Origin of the sequence: Protofrankia sp. CiP3, from assembly GCF_917627345.1 — a bacterium.
Taxonomy (GTDB): Bacteria; Actinomycetota; Actinomycetes; order Frankiales; family Frankiaceae; genus Protofrankia.
This window is the reverse complement of the sequence record NZ_CAKJTM010000014.1, coordinates 24,598-43,220: the sequence shown is the minus strand read 5'-3', so window position 1 is coordinate 43,220 and position 18,623 is coordinate 24,598. Positions and strand designations below refer to the sequence as shown.

Genomic DNA, 18,623 nt, shown 5'->3' with positions numbered 1-18,623 from the left:
GAGATCTGAATCCAGCAAAAACCGCGCTCCGTAACCGCTGAATACGGAAAGGAGTCGTGCGTGGATGCTGTACGTGCCCTTGCTGGGAGGCTACGGGTTATGTCTGTAGCCTCGCGAGACGGGCATTGATCAGTTCTTTGTCAAAGACCGCGTCGGTACGGCCCTCGTCATCATCGTCGAAGTAGTACAGGGCGGGATCGGGCTGGCGGCCGCCGACGCAACGGGGATAGGCGGTTCCCGTCGCGGCGAGCAGCGTCCTCTCAACAATGACGTTGTGGTCCAGGTTGTCGCCGAAGTCGAACAGGTAGCGGAACGTGGTGCCTTCCGTGGCGATCTGGGCGAGGGTCACCGAGTCCGGATCTTGATCGCCCAGGTCGGAGGAGTATCCGAACTGTCCGTAGTCGGTCGTGAACACCCATAGGTGATCGCCATTCCAGTCGAACGCGGCCTGGATCACCTTGTGCAGGTCGGTCAGCGTACTCATCGAGGAGATCTCAAGCCGGCGCCAGATCGGTGGTTTCGACCCGCGCAGCAGCACCTTGACCCGGTAGACGGTTCCCGCCGCGGCGGCCGCGGGTGGCGGGAGCGGGTCCAGCGCCAGCCTGGCCGCGTCGAGTTGCCCGCGCATGAGGGTGGGAGCCGATGCGTAAAGTCTGTCGAAGAGGGCCTCGGAGCTGGTTTCGGTCTCGTACAGCCGGAAGGCGATGACATCCGCGCAGGTGGCGCGGTGCTCGACCGCGCCAGGTTCCTTGTACGCGGAGGCGAACTGGTCCAGCACGTCCGCCAGCTGCTCGTCCCACTGCTGGTGCGCGATGGCGCCCAGCCCGCGGGCGTCGGCGGTGAAGTGCGCCCAGGCCCGGATGACGGCTGGCAGCAGCGTCAGGTCGTCATCCCCGATCGTAATGTGTTGACTCACCTCGGTGATGAGGAAATATCCCAGCGACAGCGGGCCGTAGTGCTGCGCCGCTCGTCCCAGGTCGAGGGCCCAATCAGCCGCCATCCGCGCCCAGATCCGGGCCGCGTCACGATCGGGTAACGCCTTGGCGCGATCCGTCGCGAGGAACCGCATGACGACGCGTTCGGCTTCCGCTCGGTCGGCCCCGTCATCGGCCAGGTCCAGGTCCGAGCCGTTGACATCTGATCCGCCAATAACGATCATGTCGGCGTCGGTGGCCCCGGTCCCGGCGAACGCGTCGTCGGGCAGCAGATCGAGTCTCGCCCGCAGCAGTGCCCAGGTCCCGGCTGGGTCGTCGTCCTCGTCGTCCTCGTCGTCCTCGCTGCCGCGGTCGTCGACGCCGTCGCGGTCCGCCGCGATGTACTCCGCGTCCTGGATGTACTCCGCCTCCGGCGGGCCGTGATCGAGCATCCTGTCGAGGGCGTCATCCAGCCGGGCTCTGGCCTGCGCGGCAGTCAGTGAGATCGGATCGCTGAGCGATCCCCCGGGACCGAAGGCCGTGACCAGCGCCGTGAGGTTGTCGGCCGCCATTTCGCCAACCATGATCTTAAAGATGCCCGCGAGGGAGGCATGGTCGACGAAGACGACGACAACATGGTCGATCGCGGCCCGCCGGAAGACAAGCGTGATCACCTCAACGTCACCGAACATGTCGGTCGTCGACAGCGCGTCGATCAGTTCGGTGGTACCGCTGTGGGCGGCCCAGGCCGGTTCCGGGATGCCACGTCCGGCCAGGCCGCGCGCGGCCATTGTGGCCAGGTCGCGCATCCAGTCCTCACCCACCAGCGCCAGCGCGCGCAGGATCGTCAGGGCAACGGCGCTGGACTGGCCCGCCAGATAGTGGATGAACGCCTCGACCTGGTTTTCCATGACGTCATTCGGGTCATGGGTGTCGCCGGCCGCGTCATCGGCCCAACCGGTGACCCAGATCTGCCCCAGTAACCGCGACGCCCACATTTCAGCGACGAGCACCGACTGCTCATCATGGAGGGGAGCGGCGGCTTCGAGGACTGGCCCGTACGGCCACGGCGTGTTCCGGCTGTGGTCCCTTATCAGGGTCCGACCGGGGTTCTTCCGAGTGACAGGGCTCACACCTGCTATCGTAACAGGACGCTACCAGACAAGCGCGCGCGGATTTTCCATCGCGGAGCATGGTGGAATGTCGCTGGCGGATCATCCTCGCCCGAGCCCGATGCGCAGACTGGGACGATGCCGTACACACTTGTCTCCTTCCACGCCCATCCCGACGACGAGGCGCTGCTCACCGGCGGCACCTTGGCGAGGGCGGCGGCTGAGGGGCACCGGGTGGTCCTTGTGGTCGCCACCACCGGCGGTGCTGGCTCAGCGTCGCGTGAGGTGCTCGCCCGCGGCCCGTTGGCCCACCAGCGCCAGGCCGAGCTGGAGCGCTCCGCCCAGCTGCTCGGATGCGCGCGGGTCGTGTGGCTGGGCTATCAGGATTCCGGGATGCCAGCCGCGCCGTCCGCCGCCGCGCCGGCGGCATTCGCCGCGCCGGCGGCATTCGCCGCGGCGGACGCCGGTGAAGCGGCTCTGCGGCTGGCTGAGATCCTGCGTGCGGAGCGGGCGGACGCGCTCACCATCTACGACCCGGCCGGTGGCTACGGCCACCCGGACCATGTGCGGGTGCATCAGGTCGGGGTTCGTGCCGCCCGGCTCGCCGGTACCACGGTCGTCCTGGAGGCGACGCTGGATCGCGGGGTGTTGCGGCGGGCGCTGCGGATCGTCAGCCGGTTGCCCGGCGTCCCGGCGGGCTTCGACCCCGCGCGCGTCGCGGGCATGTACACCCCACGCGAGGCGCTGACCCACCGGGTCGACGTGCGTCGCCACGCGCGTACGAAGCGGGCGGCCCTGGCCGCTCACGCCAGCCAGGCCAGCGCCGACGCGGGGTCGGGGCTCCGCCTGCTGACGGTGCTGCTGCGCCTTCCCTACCCGGTGTTCAGATGGGCACTGGGCACCGAGTGGTACGTCGAACATGGCCGGGCACCCGGCCAGCCGCTCCTCGACGACATCTTCGCGAGCCTCACCCGGTGAACGGGGGAGAGCGCACCGCCTGCCGCCTGCCGTCGCTGGCCGTTAACCGATGACTGATGACCGGTCCGGATGAGCTGGATACTTTTCGTATCCGCCGGGCAGGTGGTGCCAGCCACACCCTGGTGGGCCGGTTACCGGCAGACGCCCGACCTTCGCCGCCGCGAGAACGGGGGCGGTGGTCCCCCGCGGCGGGAAACGTCTTTCCGCTATTGGCTCCCGAAGGTCCCGCGGAAGGTGTTGTCCGCGCAATTAGCGATGCTTTTTCCGCACGTCCGGAGATATATGTGACGTTGCTGTTGTCGAATTTGACGTGAGCCGGAACGCCCGCTTCGCGAGATGGCGATTTGACAGTGCGAAACACCGTTGAAGCAATGTCTCCGTATAAGAAGGACGGGCGATCCGCATGGTTCGCTCTACTCGCTGTAGAACAGTGGGTATGCACCCTCGCCGACCGTCGGTCATTGAGGAGGTCCACGTACGTGGCCAAGCAGATCCAGCATCTGGACCGGGTGGCAATCCGGTTCGCCGGTGACTCCGGCGACGGCATGCAGCTCACCGGCGACCGTTTCGCCTCCGAGACCGCCATCCTGGGAAACGACCTGTCCACCCTGCCCAACTACCCCGCCGAGATCCGTGCCCCATCAGGATCGCTGCACGGCGTGTCCAGCTTCCAGGTGCATTTCGCCGCTCATGACGTCCTCACCCCCGGTGACTCGCCGGATGTACTGGTGGCGATGAACCCGGCGGCGTTGCGGGCCAATCTTGCCGATCTGCCGCCGAATGCGGAGATCATTGTCAACACGGATGAGTTCACCCCGCGTAATCTTGAGAAGGTCGGTTACACGAGTAATCCACTGGAGAACGACTCACTCGACGGGTACACGGTGCACCGGGTGCCGCTGACGACCGCGACGGTCGCCGCGCTCGCCGATCTCGACGTCTCGAAGAAGGACGCCGAGCGGGCGAAGAACATGTTCGCCCTCGGTCTGCTGTCGTGGATGTACAGCCGGCCCACCGAGGGCACGGTCGAGTTTCTCAAGCAGAAGTTCGCCAAGAAGCCGGTGCTGGCCGCCGCGAACGTGGCCGCGTTCCAGGCCGGCTGGAACTATGGTGAGACCACCGAGGACTTCGCCGTCCGCTACGAGGTCAAGCCCGCGAAGCTGGAGCCCGGCACCTACCGCAGCGTCAACGGCAACTCGGCGCTCGCCTACGGCCTGGCCGCCGCGGCCCTGCGGGCTCGCCTGCCGCTCTTCCTGGGTGCCTATCCGATCACCCCGGCTTCGGAGATCCTGCACGAGCTGTCCGGGTACAAGCGCTATGGCGTGACCACCTTCCAGGCCGAGGACGAGATCGCGGCGGTCGGCTCGGCGCTCGGTGCCTCCTACGGCGGTGCGCTCGGTGTCACCTCGACCTCCGGCCCGGGGCTGGCGCTCAAGACCGAGACCCTCGGCCTCGCGGTGATGCTGGAGCTTCCGCTGATCATCGTCGACGTGCAGCGGGCCGGCCCGTCGACCGGCCTGCCGACCAAGACCGAGCAGTCCGACCTGAACATCGCCCTGTTCGGCCGGCACGGTGAGGCGCCGCTCGCGGTGATCGCAGCCCGCTCACCGGCGGACTGTTTCGACGCGGCGCTGGAGGCGGCGCGGATCGCGCTGACCTACCGGATGCCGGTCATCCTGCTCTCCGACGGCTACCTGGCCAACGGCTCCGAGCCATGGCTGTTGCCGGATCCGGCGGACCTGCCCGACCTGCGGGTGGAGTTCGCGACCGAGCCCAACGGCCCCGACGGCACGTTCCTGCCGTACCTGCACGACCCGCACACGCTGGCCCGCCCCTGGGCGGTGCCGGGCACACCCGGCCTGGAACACCGCATCGGTGGGCTGGAGAAGGCGGACGGTACCGGCGCGGTGTCCTATGTGCCGGCCGACCACGACCTGATGATGCGGCTGCGCGCGGCCCGGGTCGAGGCGATCGACGTGCCCGACCTTGAGGTTGAGGATCCTTCGGGTGCTGCCCGGGTGCTGGTGCTCGGCTGGGGCTCCACCTACGGGCCGATCGGTGCCGCCTGCCGCAAGCTGCGGGAACGCGGAGTCTCCATCGCCCAGGCGCATCTGCGTCACATCGCGCCGATGCCGAGGAACGTCGGTGCGGTGCTCGCCAGCTACGACCGTGTAGTCATCCCGGAGATGAACCTCGGCCAGCTCGCCCATGTGGTCCGTGAGCGCTACCTGATCGACAGCGTGTCCTACAACAAGGTCAACGGCCAGCCGTTCACCTCGGCCGAGCTGGAGACAGTTCTCGAGGAGGTCGTGCGTAATGACTGAAGTGCCCGTCAAACTCACCGCCAAGGACTTCAGGTCGAATCAGGAGGTCCGCTGGTGCCCGGGATGCGGTGACTTCGCGATCCTGTCGGCCATCCAGTCGTTCATGCCGGAGCTGGGCATCCCGCGTGAGCGGATCACGTTCGTCTCCGGGATCGGCTGTTCGTCCCGGTTCCCGTACTACCTCAACACCTACGGCATGCACTCGATCCACGGCCGGGCACCGGCGATCGCGACGGGTCTCGCGGTCAGCCGTCCAGACCTGTCGGTATGGGTCGTCAGCGGTGACGGTGACGCGTTGTCGATCGGCGGCAACCACCTCATCCACGCACTCCGCCGTAACGTCAACCTCAAGATTCTGATGTTCAACAACCGGATCTACGGACTGACCAAGGGGCAGTGCTCGCCCACGTCGGAGTTCGGCAAGGTCACCAAGTCGACGCCGGTCGGCTCCCGCGACACCCCGTTCAACCCGATCGCGCTCGCGCTCGGCGCGGAGGCGTCGTTCGTGGCCCGTACCATCGACTCCGACCGCAAGCACCTGCACTCGGTGCTGCGTGCCGCCGCCGCGCACGAGGGCAGCGCCTTCATCGAGATCTACCAGAACTGTGCCATCTTCAACGACGGTGCGTTCGACGTGCTGAAGGACCCGGCCAGCCGCGACTCGGTGCTGGTCCGTCTGGAGCACGGTAAGCCGATCACGTTCGGCGGGTCGGGGGAGAAGTGCGTCGTGCGCGAGCCGCGTGGTTTCGGGCTCGAGGTCGCGGACACCGCCAACGTCCCCCGCAGCGAGATCATCGTTCACGACGAGACGGTTGCGGGCCCGGCCTACGCCTTCACCCTGTCCCGGCTGTCCGACTCCGATCTGAGCAACACCCCGATCGGGGTGTTCCGCCGGGTGCACCGGCCCTCGTACGAGGCCATGGTGGCGGAGCAGAACACCTCCGCGCGGGCGGGCAGCGCGGCATCGACGCCCGATGAGCTGCTTTCCGAGCTGCTGCACGCGGGCAACACCTGGACGCTCGCCTGATCCACCGATCTACTGATCTACTGATTCATCGGTATGACGTGATCCTTCGCTTTCCCAGACCCGCGGTGCACTGATCCCTGGCGTTCCTCGGTCGTCGGCGTCGTCACAACGCCCGCGACCGGGGAACGCCTTTGTTGTGCTCGCCACTGTTTGTCATGCCCGGGTCCCGGGGCAGACTTCTCCGGGGCGTTTGAAAAACTGTCCGGGTCATTGGCCCACAGGCGCTGGTTCATTCGTCCCAAGTCGGCTGCCCACGATATTTGGTCATGGCTTCCGAGCGTAAAACAATAGCTGGGAGACAAGTTGTCGTATTGTGCCTGCGGGTCCGGTGACGACCAGCGGCGAACCATGTGGCGCCAGGCGTTCGCACCGTTGGTCCCAGGGCTTTTCGACACCCGGCCCGGGGCTCCTCGGCTATTCGTCCCAGAATCGCGGATGCGGCCGAAACGTTACTGCGAAGATACGGCGCTTAAAGAGCGTGAAACAACGGTGGACGACATTCCTAATCGCGGCGCTTCAACGGCGAGGCCCGCGGAGGCCGCCACCGGTCGCGGACAGCTGACCGTGGGCCCGCGCATCTCGCCACCTTCCTTTTCGACCGACGGAGGGCAACTGTGAGGCACGACAGCGTGATCGGGTTCTGTGACACCACCCTGCGTGATGGTGAGCAGGCCCCGGGAGTTGCCTTCACGGCCGAGGAGAAGCTCGCCATCGCCGTCGCGCTCGACCAGGCGGGAGTGCAGCAGATCGAGGCGGGCGTGCCGGCCATGGGCTCGGCCGAGCGCGAAGTACTGCGTCGTATCGCGTCCGCCGGGCTGCGGGCGGAGATCGTCGCTTGGTGCCGGGCGATGCGGTCCGACATCGACGCGGCGGTCGCCGCTGGCGTCCGTCGCGTTCACATCAGTATCCCCGTCTCCGACCTGCACCTTGCGCACAAGTTCGGGCGCGACCGGGCGTGGGCGCGTACCCGGATCCGCGAGTGCGCCGCCGCCGCCCTCGACCTGGGCCTGCTGGTCGGGGTCGGGTTCGAGGATGCTTCGCGGGCGGACGACGGCTTCGTCATCGAGCTCGCGGGCGAACTGTCCCGCGATGGTGTCGACCGCCTGCGCTGGGCCGACACCGTCGGGGTCCTCGAGCCCTTCGGCGCCTGGGCCCGCGCGTCCCAGCTGGTGGGCGCGGTGCCCGCCAACTGGGAGATCCACGCCCATGACGACTTCGGTCTCGCCACCGCCAACACGCTCGCGGCGGTCCGGGCGGGCTTCGGGTTCGTCAGCACCACGGTCGCGGGGCTGGGTGAACGGGCCGGCAACGCGCCCATGGAGGAGGTGGCGATGGCACTGCGCCACCTGTTCGGCCTCAGGGTCAGCCTGGACACCACGTCCTTCCGGGCGCTCGCGGCCCTGGTTTCGCGCGCGGCACGCCGTCCGGTGCCGTGCGGGAAGGCCGTCGTCGGTGGGGCGGCGTTCATGCACGAGTCCGGTATCCACGTGGACGGGGTGCTCAAGGCGCCCAGCCTCTACGAGCCCTTCGACCCCGCTGAGGTCGGCGCCCGTCGCCGCCTGGTCGTGGGCAAGCACGCGGGGCGGGCATCGGTGCGCCATGCCCTGCGCAAGCACGGGATCGATGCGGACGAGCGCGTTCTCGGACCGGTCCTGGAGGGTCTGCGCTCGCAGGTCTGCATGCTCAAGCGCCCGTTGCGCTCGGACGAGATCCGTGATCTCTACGAGCGGTTCCAGGTTTCCGTCACCTGTACCAGCACGGCTGTCTGTACCAGCACAGCTATCTGAACGAACTCTGGTTTTCCGACATGGACGCACGCTCGGGCGTGCGGTGAGGAGCACACAGCGATGAGGCAGATCGCCTTTTACGGCAAGGGCGGTATCGGCAAGTCCACCACTCAGCAGAACACGATGGCGGCGCTCGCTACCCGCGGCAACCGCATCATGATCGTTGGCTGCGACCCGAAGGCGGACTCGACCCGTCTGATCCTGCACTCGAAGGCGCAGACCTCGGTTCTGGCCCTGGCCGCGGAGAAGGGCTCGGTCGAGGATCTCGAGCTCGAGGAGGTGCTGCTGTCCGGTGAGTTCGACATCCGTTGCGTCGAGTCCGGTGGTCCTGAGCCGGGCGTGGGCTGCGCGGGCCGTGGTGTGATCACCGCGATCACCTTCCTCGAGGAGAACGGCGCCTACGAGGACCTCGACTTCGTCTGTTACGACGTTCTTGGTGACGTCGTGTGCGGCGGCTTCGCCATGCCGATCCGCCAGGGCAAGGCCCAGGAGATCTACATCGTCACCTCCGGTGAGATGATGGCCATGTACGCGGCAAACAACATCGCCCGAGGCATCCTGAAGTACGCGCATTCCGGTGGCGTGCGCTTGGGCGGGCTCATCTGCAACAGCCGTAAGACCGACCGTGAGGACGAGCTCATCACCGAGCTCGCGCGGCGGCTGAACACCCAGATGATTCACTTTGTCCCCCGCGACAACATCGTTCAGCACGCCGAGCTGCGCCGGATGACGGTTCTGGAGTACGCGCCCGAGTCCAACCAGGCGAATGAGTACAAGGAACTGGCACGCAAGATCGAAGAGAACGACATGAAGACCATCCCCACGCCGATCACCATGGACGAGCTCGAGGAGCTCCTGATCGACTTCGGGATCATGGAGCAGGAGGACGAGTCAATCGTCGGCCAGAAGGCCACCGCGGTCGCGTGACCAGGCGAACTTCTCATCAGAAAGGTCTGTCGTGACTCCTCCTGTGACTCCCCCCGGGACGCCGGTCGCCGGCACCCAGGCAATGATCGACGATGTTCTCGCCGGGTATCCGGCCAAGGCCGCGAAGTTCCGGGCCAAGCACATCAAGCCCAACGACCCTGACGGGTCGAAGGAGTGCGAGGTCAAGTCCAACATCAAGTCGCGTCCTGGTGTGATGACGATCCGCGGCTGCGCCTACGCCGGTTCCAAGGGCGTGGTGTGGGGCCCGATCAAGGACATGGTCCATATCAGCCATGGCCCGGTGGGCTGCGGCCAGTACTCCTGGGCCTCCCGGCGCAACTACTCGCACGGTACCCGCGGCGTCGACAACTTCGTCACGTTCCAGTTCACCAGCGACTTCCAGGAACGCGACATCGTGTTCGGCGGTGACAAGAAGCTCGCCGCGATCTGCAAGGAGATCTCCGAGCTGTTTCCGCTGGCCAAAGGTATCTCCATCCAGTCCGAGTGCCCGATCGGCCTGATCGGTGACGACATCGACGCGGTCGCCCGCGAGGCGTCGAAGGAACTGGACATGCCGGTCGTCCCGGTGAAGTGCGAGGGTTTCCGCGGCGTCAGCCAGTCGCTGGGCCACCACATCGCCAACGACGCCATCCGGGACATCGTGCTCGGCACCCGGGACACCACCAAGCAGACCGCATATGACGTCGCCCTGATCGGTGACTACAACATCGGCGGCGACGCGTGGGCATCCCGGCGCATTCTGGAGGACATGGGCCTGCGGGTGGTGGCCCAGTGGTCCGGCGACGGCACGCTCAACGAGCTGTCCACCAGCCACATGACCAAGCTGAACCTGATTCACTGCTACCGCTCCATGAACTACATCTGCACCACGATGGAGGAGCGTTTCGGCACCCCGTGGACCGAGTTCAACTTCTTCGGCCCGACCAAGATTGTTGAGTCGATGCGGAAGATCGCGTCGTTCTTCGATGACACGATCAAGGAGAAGACCGAGGCCGCGATCGCCAGCTACCAGCCTCTGTTCGACCTGGTGCGCAACGAGTACCGGCCGCGGCTGGAGGGCAAGCGGGTGATGCTGCTCGTCGGTGGCCTGCGCCCGCGGCACACCATCGGCGCTTACGAGGATCTCGGCATGGAGATCATCGGTACCGGCTACGAGTTCGCCCACAAGGATGACTACAGCCGCACCAACCCCGAGCTCGGCGAGGGCGTCGTGATCTACGACGACCCGAGCGCCTACGAGCTGGAGGAGTTCGCCCGCCGGCTGCGGCCCGACCTGATGGGGGCCGGCGTGAAGGAGAAGTACGTCTTCCACAAGATGGGGCTTCCCTTCCGCCAGATGCACTCCTGGGATTACTCTGGCCCGTACCACGGTGTCGACGGCTTCGCCGTGTTCGCCCGCGACATGGACATCGCGATCAACAGCCCGACCTGGAACTTGTTCCAGGCGCCCTGGTCCACGGCCGCCGCGTAGGCCCCTACGGCGTGTTTCGGAAGCTGTCGTTCGATCAGGGAGCCGCGTTCAGGCGGTTCCTGGCAAGGCCGCGGGTCACACCGATACCGGATGAGTTGTATCGGTGTGGCCGAGAACGCGGCCAGGGGCCGCCTGGGCGTGGCGAGCCGGACAGCTGGCTTTCGAAACACGCCCCAGCCGTCGGCGCGAGCGCGGCAGTGATCGTGCCAACGGCGGCCGGGGTGACCGACCTGGTGATCCGGTGGCTCGGGAACCGTTTTCTGATCGGCTCCCGAGCCGCTGGGGGAGCGGATCCGCCAGGTTGTGAAAGGCGCCGGCCGAGGGCGGGTCGCGTTCCGTCGAAGCGCGATCGCCGGAAGTGGCCGGGCGGCCCCGTGCGGCAGTCCGCCGTAGCGAATCGGCCTCTCCCGGATCGCGGCGAAAGCAGCCGTCCGGGAGAAGCCGCTCCTTCCTCCCCCTCCCCATCGATTACATAAGAGGGCGTTCGCATGACAGACAATCCCGTACCTCTCCGCGTGCTCGACCACAACGAGCTGTTCAAGGCTCCGCACTTCCAGGAGCAGTTCGACCGCAAGCGTGAGTTCGAGGACCCCACCGACCCCGCCGAGATCGCTCGGATCGCGGACTGGACCCGTTCCTGGGAGTACCGGGAGAAGAACTTCGCCCGGGAGGCGCTCACCATCGACCCGGGCAAGGCCTGCCAGCCGCTCGGCGCGCTGCTCGCGGCCATTGGGTTCGCCGGCACGCTCCCGCTCGTTCACGGTTCCCAGGGCTGCGTAGCGTACTTCCGCAGCTACTTCGCCCGGCATTTCAAGGAGCCGTTCCCGGCGGCGTCGTCGTCGATGACCGAGGACGCCGCCGTCTTCGGTGGCCTCAACAACCTCATCGAGGCGCTGGAGAACGCCACCGCGCTCTACAAGCCGGACATGGTCGCGGTCTCCACCACCTGCATGGCCGAGGTCATCGGTGACGACCTGCAGAACTTTATCGGTATAGCCCGGGAGAAGGGTGCCATCTCCGCGGACTACCCGGTGCCCTACGCGCACACCCCGAGTTTTGTCGGCTCGCACCTCACGGGCTACGACAACATGATGAAGGGCATTCTTTCCTACCTGAACGCGGGAAAGAAAGCGAAGAAGTCCAACGGCACGCTGAACGTGGTGCCGGGCTTCGAGACCTACACCGGCAACCTGCGTGAGATCAAGCGGCTGCTCACCCTGCTGGGCGTCAAGCACGTCCTGCTCGGCGACCACACCGACGCTCTGGACTCGCCAGCCACCGGAGACTACGAACTGTACCCAGGCGGCACGCCGTTGCCGGTGGCCGCCGATGCGATCAACGCCAAAGCAACCCTGTTCCTGCAGGAGAGCGCCACGCGCAAGACCGCTGAGCTGGTGCACACCGAGTGGGGGCAGCAGACCGCCACGGTGCCGCTGCCGATCGGCGTGGGAAACACCGACCGGTTCGTCACCGAGGTGGCGGCCCTCACCGGGGTCAAGGTTCCCGCCGCCGTCACCGCCGAGCGCGGCCGGCTGGTCGACGCGATGACCGACTCACACGCCTACCTGCACGGCAAGCGCGCGGCGGTCATGGGCGACCCCGACCTCGTCGTGGCGCTGCTCGGGTTCATGCTGGAACTCGGTATCGTGCCGGTGCACGTGGTGTCCACCAACGGTGACGAGGAATTCAAGAAGCGTGCCGAAGCCGTCCTCGCCGCGAGCCCCTACGGTCACCACGCCACCGTCTGGACGGGCAAGGACCAGTGGCACCTGCGGTCGCTGCTGTTCACCGAGCCGGTCGATCTGCTGGTCGGGAACTCGTACCTGAAGTTCCTGTCCCGGGAGGCGAACCTGCCGCTGGTCCGAGTCGGCTTCCCCATCCCGGACCGGCACCATCTGCACCGGTTCCCCATCGTCGGTTACGAGGGCGGGATCAATCTGCTCGCCCAGTTCGTGAACACCGTGCTCGACGAGCTCGACCGCAACGCCCCGGACCACAGCTTCGACGTCATTCGCTGAGGTGAACATGGCTGCCCTGACCCGCGGCACGGTCGAACCAGGCAAGCTGTTCGACGAGCCGGCATGCGATCACAACCGCACCAAGGAGCCCGCGGCGCGAAAGGCGGGATGCCCGAAACCCAAGCCGGGCGGCACTGCCGGCGGCTGCGCGTTCGACGGTTCGATGATCACATTGGTGCCTATCGCCGACGTCGCCCATGTGGTGCACGGCCCGATTGCCTGTGCCGGCAACTCGTGGGACGGTCGGGGCAGCCTCTCCTCCGGTCCGACGCTCTACCGGCGCGGGTTCGCCACCGACATCGGTGAGCAGGAGGTGGTCTTCGGCGGTGAACAGCGTCTCTACGACACCATCGTCGAGGCCGCCCGGCGCCACCATCCACCCGCGGTCTTCGTCTATTCCACCTGCGTCACCGCGATGATCGGCGACGATATCGACGCGGTGTGCGCGGCGGCGGCGGCCGTGACCGGGATACCGGTCGTCCCGGTGCACGCGCCGGGCTTCGCCGGCAGCAAGAACTTCGGCAACCGTCTCGCCGGTCAGGCGTTGCTGGAACATGTGATCGGTACGGTCGAACCGGCGTTCAGCACCCCGTACGACGTGAATCTGGTCGGCGAGTACAACATCGCCGGCGAGCTGTGGGATGTCGCCCCGGTGCTTGCCAAGCTCGGCATCCGAGTGCTGGCGAGTATCAGCGGCGACGCCAGGTACGCCGATGTCGCCGCAGCCCACCGCGCCCGGGCGACGATGGTCGTCTGCTCGCGGGCGCTGCTCTCGCTCGCCCGCGGGCTGGAGGATCGCTACGGCATCCCGTGGTTCGAGGGCAGCTTCTACGGCCTGCGGGCGATGGCCGCGACGCTGCGTGGATTTGCGGGTCTTCTCGGCGGTGACGAGCTCGCCTGGCGCGCGAACGAGCTCATTGCCGCCGAGGAGGCCGACGTCGCGGCGGCGCTCGCCCCGTACCGGGAACGGCTCGCCGGGGCCCGCGCCGTGCTCTACACCGGCGGCGTCAAGAGCTGGTCGTTGGTCTCGGCACTGCAGGACCTCGGGGTGGAGGTCGTTGCCTCCGGAGCGACGAAGAGCACCGACGATGACGTCGACAAGATTGTTTCGTTGCTCGGCCCAGACGGCCGGGTGATCAGGGACGGGAATCCGGCGGAGCTGCTGCGGCTCGTCCGCGAGACCCAGGCCGACATACTCATCGCCGGTGGGCGTAACCAGTACACCGCGCTCAAGGGCAGGCTGCCGTTCCTGGACGTCAACCAGGAACGGCAGCACGCTTTCGCTGGCTACGCCGGGATGGTGGAGTTCGCCCGCCGTCTTGACCTGGCGCTGTCCAGCCCGGTCTGGGAGCAGGTCCGCGCGCCAGCCCCGTGGGAGCGGCCAGCCGCCGCGGGAACGGACGGGGCGAGCTGATGGCGCGTGTGGTGCCCGGCGCGACCGGCGCGGCGTTCGATCCGCTCAAGCACAGCCAGCCTCTCGGCGGTGCTCTGGTCTTCTTGGGGCTGGCGCGCTCGATCCCGCTGCTGCACGGTGCTCAGGGCTGCACGGCGTTTGCCAAGGCCCTGCTGACACGTCACTTCCGCGAACCGATTCCTTTGCAGACCACCGCGGTCACCGAGGTCACAGCGGTACTCGGCGCCTCCGATTCGGTTATTGCCGCGCTGGATACTATTACTGAACGTAATAATCCGGATGTGATCGGGGTACTCACCACCGGCATGACAGAGGTCAACGGTGAGGACCTGCTCGGTGTCCTGCGGACGTCCAGATACGCGCCGCGGACCTCCTGTTTTCCGGCGCAGGGGCACCCGCTGGTTGTCCCGGTGTCCACACCGGACTTCCGCGGTGGTTTGTCGGACGGCTGGGCGGCCGCGTTGGAGGCCCTGGTCGGAGCGGTCCCAGCTGCCGGTACGACACGTGCGGAGCAGCTGGCGGTGCTGGTAGGCCCGTCGCTGTCCGCTGTCGACCTCGACGAGGTGGCCGGGCTGGTGCGGGCGTTCGGGCTTGCCCCGGTACTCGTCCCGGACCTGTCCGGATCACTCGACGGTCATCTCGACGAAGCCTGGTCGCCGCTGACCACCGGTGGCACGAGCGTGGCGGACCTGCTCGGTCTCGGAGCTTCGGGCGCGGTGGCGGCGATCGGCGCGACTGCCGCTGGCGCGGGAGCGGTGTTGGCCGCCCGCGCGGTCGCGCCTCTCACGGCTCATGATCATTTGAGTGGGCTGGCGGCGGTCGACCGGCTGGTGCACGCGTTGATGGATTTCGGCGGTGTGCCCGCACCCGAGGAGGTCCGCCGGTGGCGGCGTCGCCTCGCGGACGGCCTGATGGACAGCCACTTCGTCCTCGGTGGCGCGCGGGTCGCGCTGGCGGGTGAGCCGGAACAGCTCGTCGCGGTGGGTTCGCTCCTCTACGACGCGGGCGCGGAGATCGTCGCGGCGGTGTCTCCGACCGAGGCCGCGGTTCTGGAGCGGGCGCCCTGGGACGAGGTGGTCGTCGGTGACTTCGTCGATCTCGCTGAACGGGCCGCCGCCGCCGGGGCCGAGCTCGTCGTTGCGTCCAGCCGCGGTCGTGAGGTGGCCAACCGGATCGGCGCGGCCCACCTGGCCGTGGGTTTCCCGGTTTATGACCGTCTCGGCGCGCAGCTGCGGGCCACCGCGGGGTACCGCGGCAGCCTCCAGCTGCTTGTCGACGCGGCCAACTGCCTTCTTGACTATCGCTCCGGCCGGTGTGCCGGATCGGGACGTGAGCATTCCCCGACCCGGTCGAATAAGTGTTATGAGGAGTTGACGTGCTGAAAGTCGCATTTGCCACGAGTGACGGCAGCGCCGTCGACCAGCATTTTGGGCTGTGTTGTCGGTTCGACGTGTACGAGGTCTCGGCGACCACGGCCGATCTGATGGAGACGCGCACGCTCGCTCCAGCCGGCGATGACGAGGACAACAAGATTGAAAGCAGGCTGGCGGCGGTGGCCGACTGCTCGATCCTCCATGTCTGCGCGATCGGCGGGTCCGCCGCGGCCCGGGTGGTGAAGGCCAAGGTCCATCCGGTGAAGACGGCCGAGGACACCCGGGTGACCGATCTGATCGAGCGGTTGCAAGGTGTGCTCGCCGGCAACCCGCCGCCGTGGCTGCGCAAGGTCCTGCGCCAGCACTCGCCGGATCTCGCGCCCACCTGGAACCCCCGATGAGCGGCGTGGCCGGCCCCGGGCATGACGTAAGCGCAACCATCGGCAACGGCTTCGTGCGTGACCTGGTCGACCAGCTGCGGGCTGGCGACACCTATGGGCAGTTCGACCGGCTCGGCGCCGAGAAGCTGCTCAGTCCGTTCGTGCTCACCGCGGCACGCCGCCGCGAGCTCGGAATCACCTGCGACGTCGATCCGGCGACCGAGGGCCGGCTGCGCACCTACTACCAGGCGGTCGCCGCCGGCATCGAGAAGGCCACCGGCCAGGTCACCAGTTATGTGCTGGACCTCAGCCAGGAGGGGTTCGGCCGAGTCGTGGTGTTCGTCGGCCGGCTCGTGGTCATCTGCGACGTGCTGCGTGACGCCCACCGGTTCGGCTTCGACTCCATCGATCATCTCGCCGAGTGTGGTGCGGCACTGGTGAACGCCGCCGCCGTACTCGTCGGCACCTACCCGGAGGTGGCCCGTGACGACTTCTGACGAGATCCCCCAGCTGCAGACGAAGCTGAAGAAGCTCAACAGCCTCGCTACCAGGTTGAAGCTCGACCTGCACGACCTGGCCGAGGACCTGCCGGTCGGCTGGGAGCAGATCATCGAGACGGCCACCGCGACCTACAACACTTACGTCGAGATCCATCGGTTGGAACGAGAACTGGCAAAGGTGGACGCCCGATGAGCGGCATGCTGGCGGCCTTCGGCCGCGCCGGGACCGCCGAGGAGTATTTCGAGGTCCTCGACGTTCCTTACGATCCGCGGGTGGTCGCCGTCAACCGGCTGCACATCCTTCGGCACTTCTCCGCCGCGGTTGCCCGGATCGACGCTGCGGGGGCAGCACCGGATGCCCGCATGGCGGCATATCGGGCGGCGCTCGCCGACGCCCACGAGGCGTTCACCACCGGCACCGCGCTGGACCACCGCCTGTTCAAGGTCCTGGCCGACCGCGCCCCACAGGCGTTCGTCGCGCTGGACGCCGTCACCGTCGAATCACAGGAGAGTGCGCGATGAGGGCTGCGTTCGATGTCGGCGACGAGGTCGTGACCGTCAGGGTACTGCGTAACGACGGGACCTACCCGGAGCCAGGCATTGCTGTCGGTGACGTCCTGGTGGACGCGGGGTCTGTGGGACATGTCCGCGGTGTCGGGCTCTACCTACAGGAGCACATCGTCTACGCGGTCGCGTTCACCAACGGCCGAGTCGTCGGATGCCTGGAGAAGGAACTGGAACCGGCCGTCGTCGTGGCAACCCACGAGGCGCGTCACGAAGGAGGTGAGCCGGCATGACCGAGGGGCTCATCCCGCTCACGGTGCTGCCCTCCCCGCGGGCCGGCGACCAGCCGGTGCCCGCGGAGAAGGAGGCGGCTGGCCAGCAGGCGCCACCCGGCGGTGGGTGCGCGTCGACCAGGGGCTGCGGCAGCGGCGCTACCGGCCTTGACCCGGAGATCGCCGACAAGATCGCGAACCATCCCTGTTACAGCCAGGAAGCCCACCAGTACTACGCCCGGATGCACGTGCCGGTCGCGCCCGGCTGCAACATCCAGTGCAACTACTGCAACCGCAAGTTCGACTGCGCGAACGAGAGCCGGCCCGGCGTCACCAGCCGGCTGCTGTCCCCGCAGGAGGCGCTCGCCAAGGTCAAACGGGTCGCCAGCGAGATCAAGCAGATGAGCGTGCTCGGCGTCGCCGGGCCAGGCGAGCCGCTGGCGAACGCGCGCCGCACCTTCGCCACGATGGAGCTGGTGGCCCGCGACTGCCCGGACATCAAACTGTGCGTGTCCACCAACGGCCTCACCCTCGTCGACCACGTCGATCGCATCGAACAGCTCGGCATCGACCACGTCACGATCACCATCAACATGACCGACCCCGAGGTCGGAGCGCGGATCTACCCGTGGATCACCTTCCGCGGCAAGCGCTACACCGGTACGGAGGCGTCGAAGATCCTGTCCGAGCGGCAGCTGGAAGGGCTGGCCGCGCTGACCGAGCGCAAGATCCTCTGTAAGGTCAACTCGGTGATGATCCCCGGGGTCAACGACGAGCACCTGGTCGAGGTCTCCCGGACGGTCAAGGGCATGGGCGCGTTCCTGCACAACGTGATGCCGCTGGTGTCCGCGCCCGAGCACGGCACCCACTACGGCCTGACCGGGCAGCGCGGGCCGACTCCGCAGGAGCTCAAGGCGTTGCAGGATCGCTGCGCGGGCGACGACGGTGCCGAGATGAACATGATGCGCCACTGCCGCCAGTGCCGGGCCGACGCGGTCGGGCTGCTGGGGGAGGACCGCAGCGAGGAGTTCGGCCCGGAGACCTATGCCGGCGAGGTCACCTACGACCTGGCCGGTCGGCAGGCGGCCCAGGCCGCGATCGAACGCTGGCGCGCCGATGTGCGGGCCACCCGCGAGGAGCTGCGGCTCTCCGCGGACGGGATCACCCGGCCGGACCGGACCGTCCTGGTCGCGGTCGCGACCAAGGGCGGCGGCGTGGTCAACCAGCACTTCGGCCATGCCGAGGAGTTCTGGGTCTACGAGGCGGGCGAGAACTGGGCGCGCCTGGTCGGGACCCGCAGCGTCGAGCGCTACTGCGAGGGCCCGTCCGAGTGTGACGAGGACGAGCCGGTTCTCGACAAGACCGTCCGGCTGCTGTCGGACTGTGCGGCCGTGCTGTGCAGCAAGATCGGCAATGGGCCGCGAGAGGCACTGGGCGCGGCCGGGATCGAAGCCGTGGAGCGGTACGACCTCATCGAGTCCGCGGTCGCGGCCGAGGGCGCGCGCCTGGCGGCCCGGCTGCCGGTCGAGCCGGCCGAGCCGGCCGACGGGCCGCGGGCCGGGCGGGCGCCGTTGGCGGGTCACCTCGTAGCGAAGGCGTGA

At 67.6% G+C, this 18,623-nt stretch carries 16 protein-coding genes; 15 read left to right on the top strand and 1 reads right to left on the bottom strand.

Annotation, left to right across the window (positions count from 1 at the left end):
* Positions 1 to 97: 97 nt before the first annotated feature.
* Positions 98 to 1,927 (bottom strand): plasmid pRiA4b ORF-3 family protein, encoded by a 1,830-nt coding sequence (locus MJ797_RS07920; protein WP_239333278.1) that lies wholly within the window; start codon positions 1,925 to 1,927, stop codon positions 98 to 100.
* A 237-nt stretch (positions 1,928 to 2,164) separates the two neighbouring features.
* Between MJ797_RS07920 and MJ797_RS07915 the strand changes: the two genes are divergently transcribed.
* The 15 genes from MJ797_RS07915 (at position 2,165) to nifB (ending at position 18,623) form a co-directional block, all read left to right on the top strand.
* Positions 2,165 to 3,004, top strand: coding sequence for a PIG-L deacetylase family protein (locus MJ797_RS07915; protein ID WP_239333276.1), 840 nt, complete (start codon positions 2,165 to 2,167; stop codon positions 3,002 to 3,004).
* Between the two features lie 545 nt (positions 3,005 to 3,549).
* Complete coding sequence (locus MJ797_RS07910) at positions 3,550 to 5,328, top strand: 2-oxoacid:acceptor oxidoreductase subunit alpha (RefSeq protein ID WP_374581728.1); 1,779 nt, start codon at positions 3,550 to 3,552, stop codon at positions 5,326 to 5,328.
* Positions 5,321 to 6,355 carry a 2-oxoacid:ferredoxin oxidoreductase subunit beta gene (locus MJ797_RS07905; protein ID WP_239308092.1) on the top strand — a complete coding sequence of 345 codons (1,035 nt, stop codon included), beginning with the start codon at positions 5,321 to 5,323 and terminating at the stop codon, positions 6,353 to 6,355. The genes MJ797_RS07910 and MJ797_RS07905 overlap by 8 nt, the downstream gene beginning before the upstream one ends.
* Positions 6,356 to 6,969: 614 nt before the next feature.
* Positions 6,970 to 8,142 carry a homocitrate synthase gene (nifV, locus tag MJ797_RS07900; protein WP_239333272.1) on the top strand — a complete coding sequence of 391 codons (1,173 nt, stop codon included), beginning with the start codon at positions 6,970 to 6,972 and terminating at the stop codon, positions 8,140 to 8,142.
* Between the two features lie 60 nt (positions 8,143 to 8,202).
* Positions 8,203 to 9,069 carry a nitrogenase iron protein gene (nifH, locus tag MJ797_RS07895; protein WP_239308094.1) on the top strand — a complete coding sequence of 289 codons (867 nt, stop codon included), beginning with the start codon at positions 8,203 to 8,205 and terminating at the stop codon, positions 9,067 to 9,069.
* Between the two features lie 82 nt (positions 9,070 to 9,151).
* Entirely contained in the window at positions 9,152 to 10,561 is a 1,410-nt protein-coding gene (nifD, locus tag MJ797_RS07890; RefSeq protein WP_308128295.1) for a nitrogenase molybdenum-iron protein alpha chain, read from the top strand.
* A 488-nt stretch (positions 10,562 to 11,049) separates the two neighbouring features.
* Positions 11,050 to 12,579, top strand: coding sequence for a nitrogenase molybdenum-iron protein subunit beta (nifK, locus tag MJ797_RS07885; protein ID WP_239333270.1), 1,530 nt, complete (start codon positions 11,050 to 11,052; stop codon positions 12,577 to 12,579).
* Positions 12,580 to 12,586: 7 nt separating this feature from the next.
* The gene (gene nifE / locus MJ797_RS07880; protein WP_239333268.1) at positions 12,587 to 13,993 is read left to right on the top strand and encodes a nitrogenase iron-molybdenum cofactor biosynthesis protein NifE; all 1,407 of its coding nucleotides are present in this window, start codon (positions 12,587 to 12,589) and stop codon (positions 13,991 to 13,993) included.
* Positions 13,993 to 15,375 carry a nitrogenase iron-molybdenum cofactor biosynthesis protein NifN gene (gene nifN / locus MJ797_RS07875; protein ID WP_239333266.1) on the top strand — a complete coding sequence of 461 codons (1,383 nt, stop codon included), beginning with the start codon at positions 13,993 to 13,995 and terminating at the stop codon, positions 15,373 to 15,375. Before nifE ends, nifN begins: the two co-directional genes overlap by 1 nt.
* Positions 15,369 to 15,767, top strand: a complete 399-nt coding sequence (gene nifX / locus MJ797_RS07870; protein WP_239333264.1) for a nitrogen fixation protein NifX — start codon at positions 15,369 to 15,371, stop codon at positions 15,765 to 15,767. The genes nifN and nifX overlap by 7 nt, the downstream gene beginning before the upstream one ends.
* Entirely contained in the window at positions 15,764 to 16,243 is a 480-nt protein-coding gene (locus MJ797_RS07865; RefSeq protein ID WP_239333262.1) for a NifX-associated nitrogen fixation protein, read from the top strand. Before nifX ends, MJ797_RS07865 begins: the two co-directional genes overlap by 4 nt.
* On the top strand, positions 16,230 to 16,439 hold the full coding sequence (locus tag MJ797_RS07860) for a CCE_0567 family metalloprotein (protein ID WP_239333260.1): 210 nt from the start codon (positions 16,230 to 16,232) through the stop codon (positions 16,437 to 16,439). Before MJ797_RS07865 ends, MJ797_RS07860 begins: the two co-directional genes overlap by 14 nt.
* Positions 16,436 to 16,768, top strand: coding sequence for a nitrogenase-stabilizing/protective protein NifW (locus MJ797_RS07855; RefSeq protein WP_239333258.1), 333 nt, complete (start codon positions 16,436 to 16,438; stop codon positions 16,766 to 16,768). Before MJ797_RS07860 ends, MJ797_RS07855 begins: the two co-directional genes overlap by 4 nt.
* Entirely contained in the window at positions 16,765 to 17,043 is a 279-nt protein-coding gene (locus tag MJ797_RS07850; protein WP_239333256.1) for a nitrogen fixation protein NifZ, read from the top strand. The genes MJ797_RS07855 and MJ797_RS07850 overlap by 4 nt, the downstream gene beginning before the upstream one ends.
* Positions 17,040 to 18,623: a nitrogenase cofactor biosynthesis protein NifB gene (nifB, locus tag MJ797_RS07845; protein ID WP_239333254.1), complete on the top strand. Its 1,584-nt coding sequence runs from the start codon at positions 17,040 to 17,042 to the stop codon at positions 18,621 to 18,623. The genes MJ797_RS07850 and nifB overlap by 4 nt, the downstream gene beginning before the upstream one ends.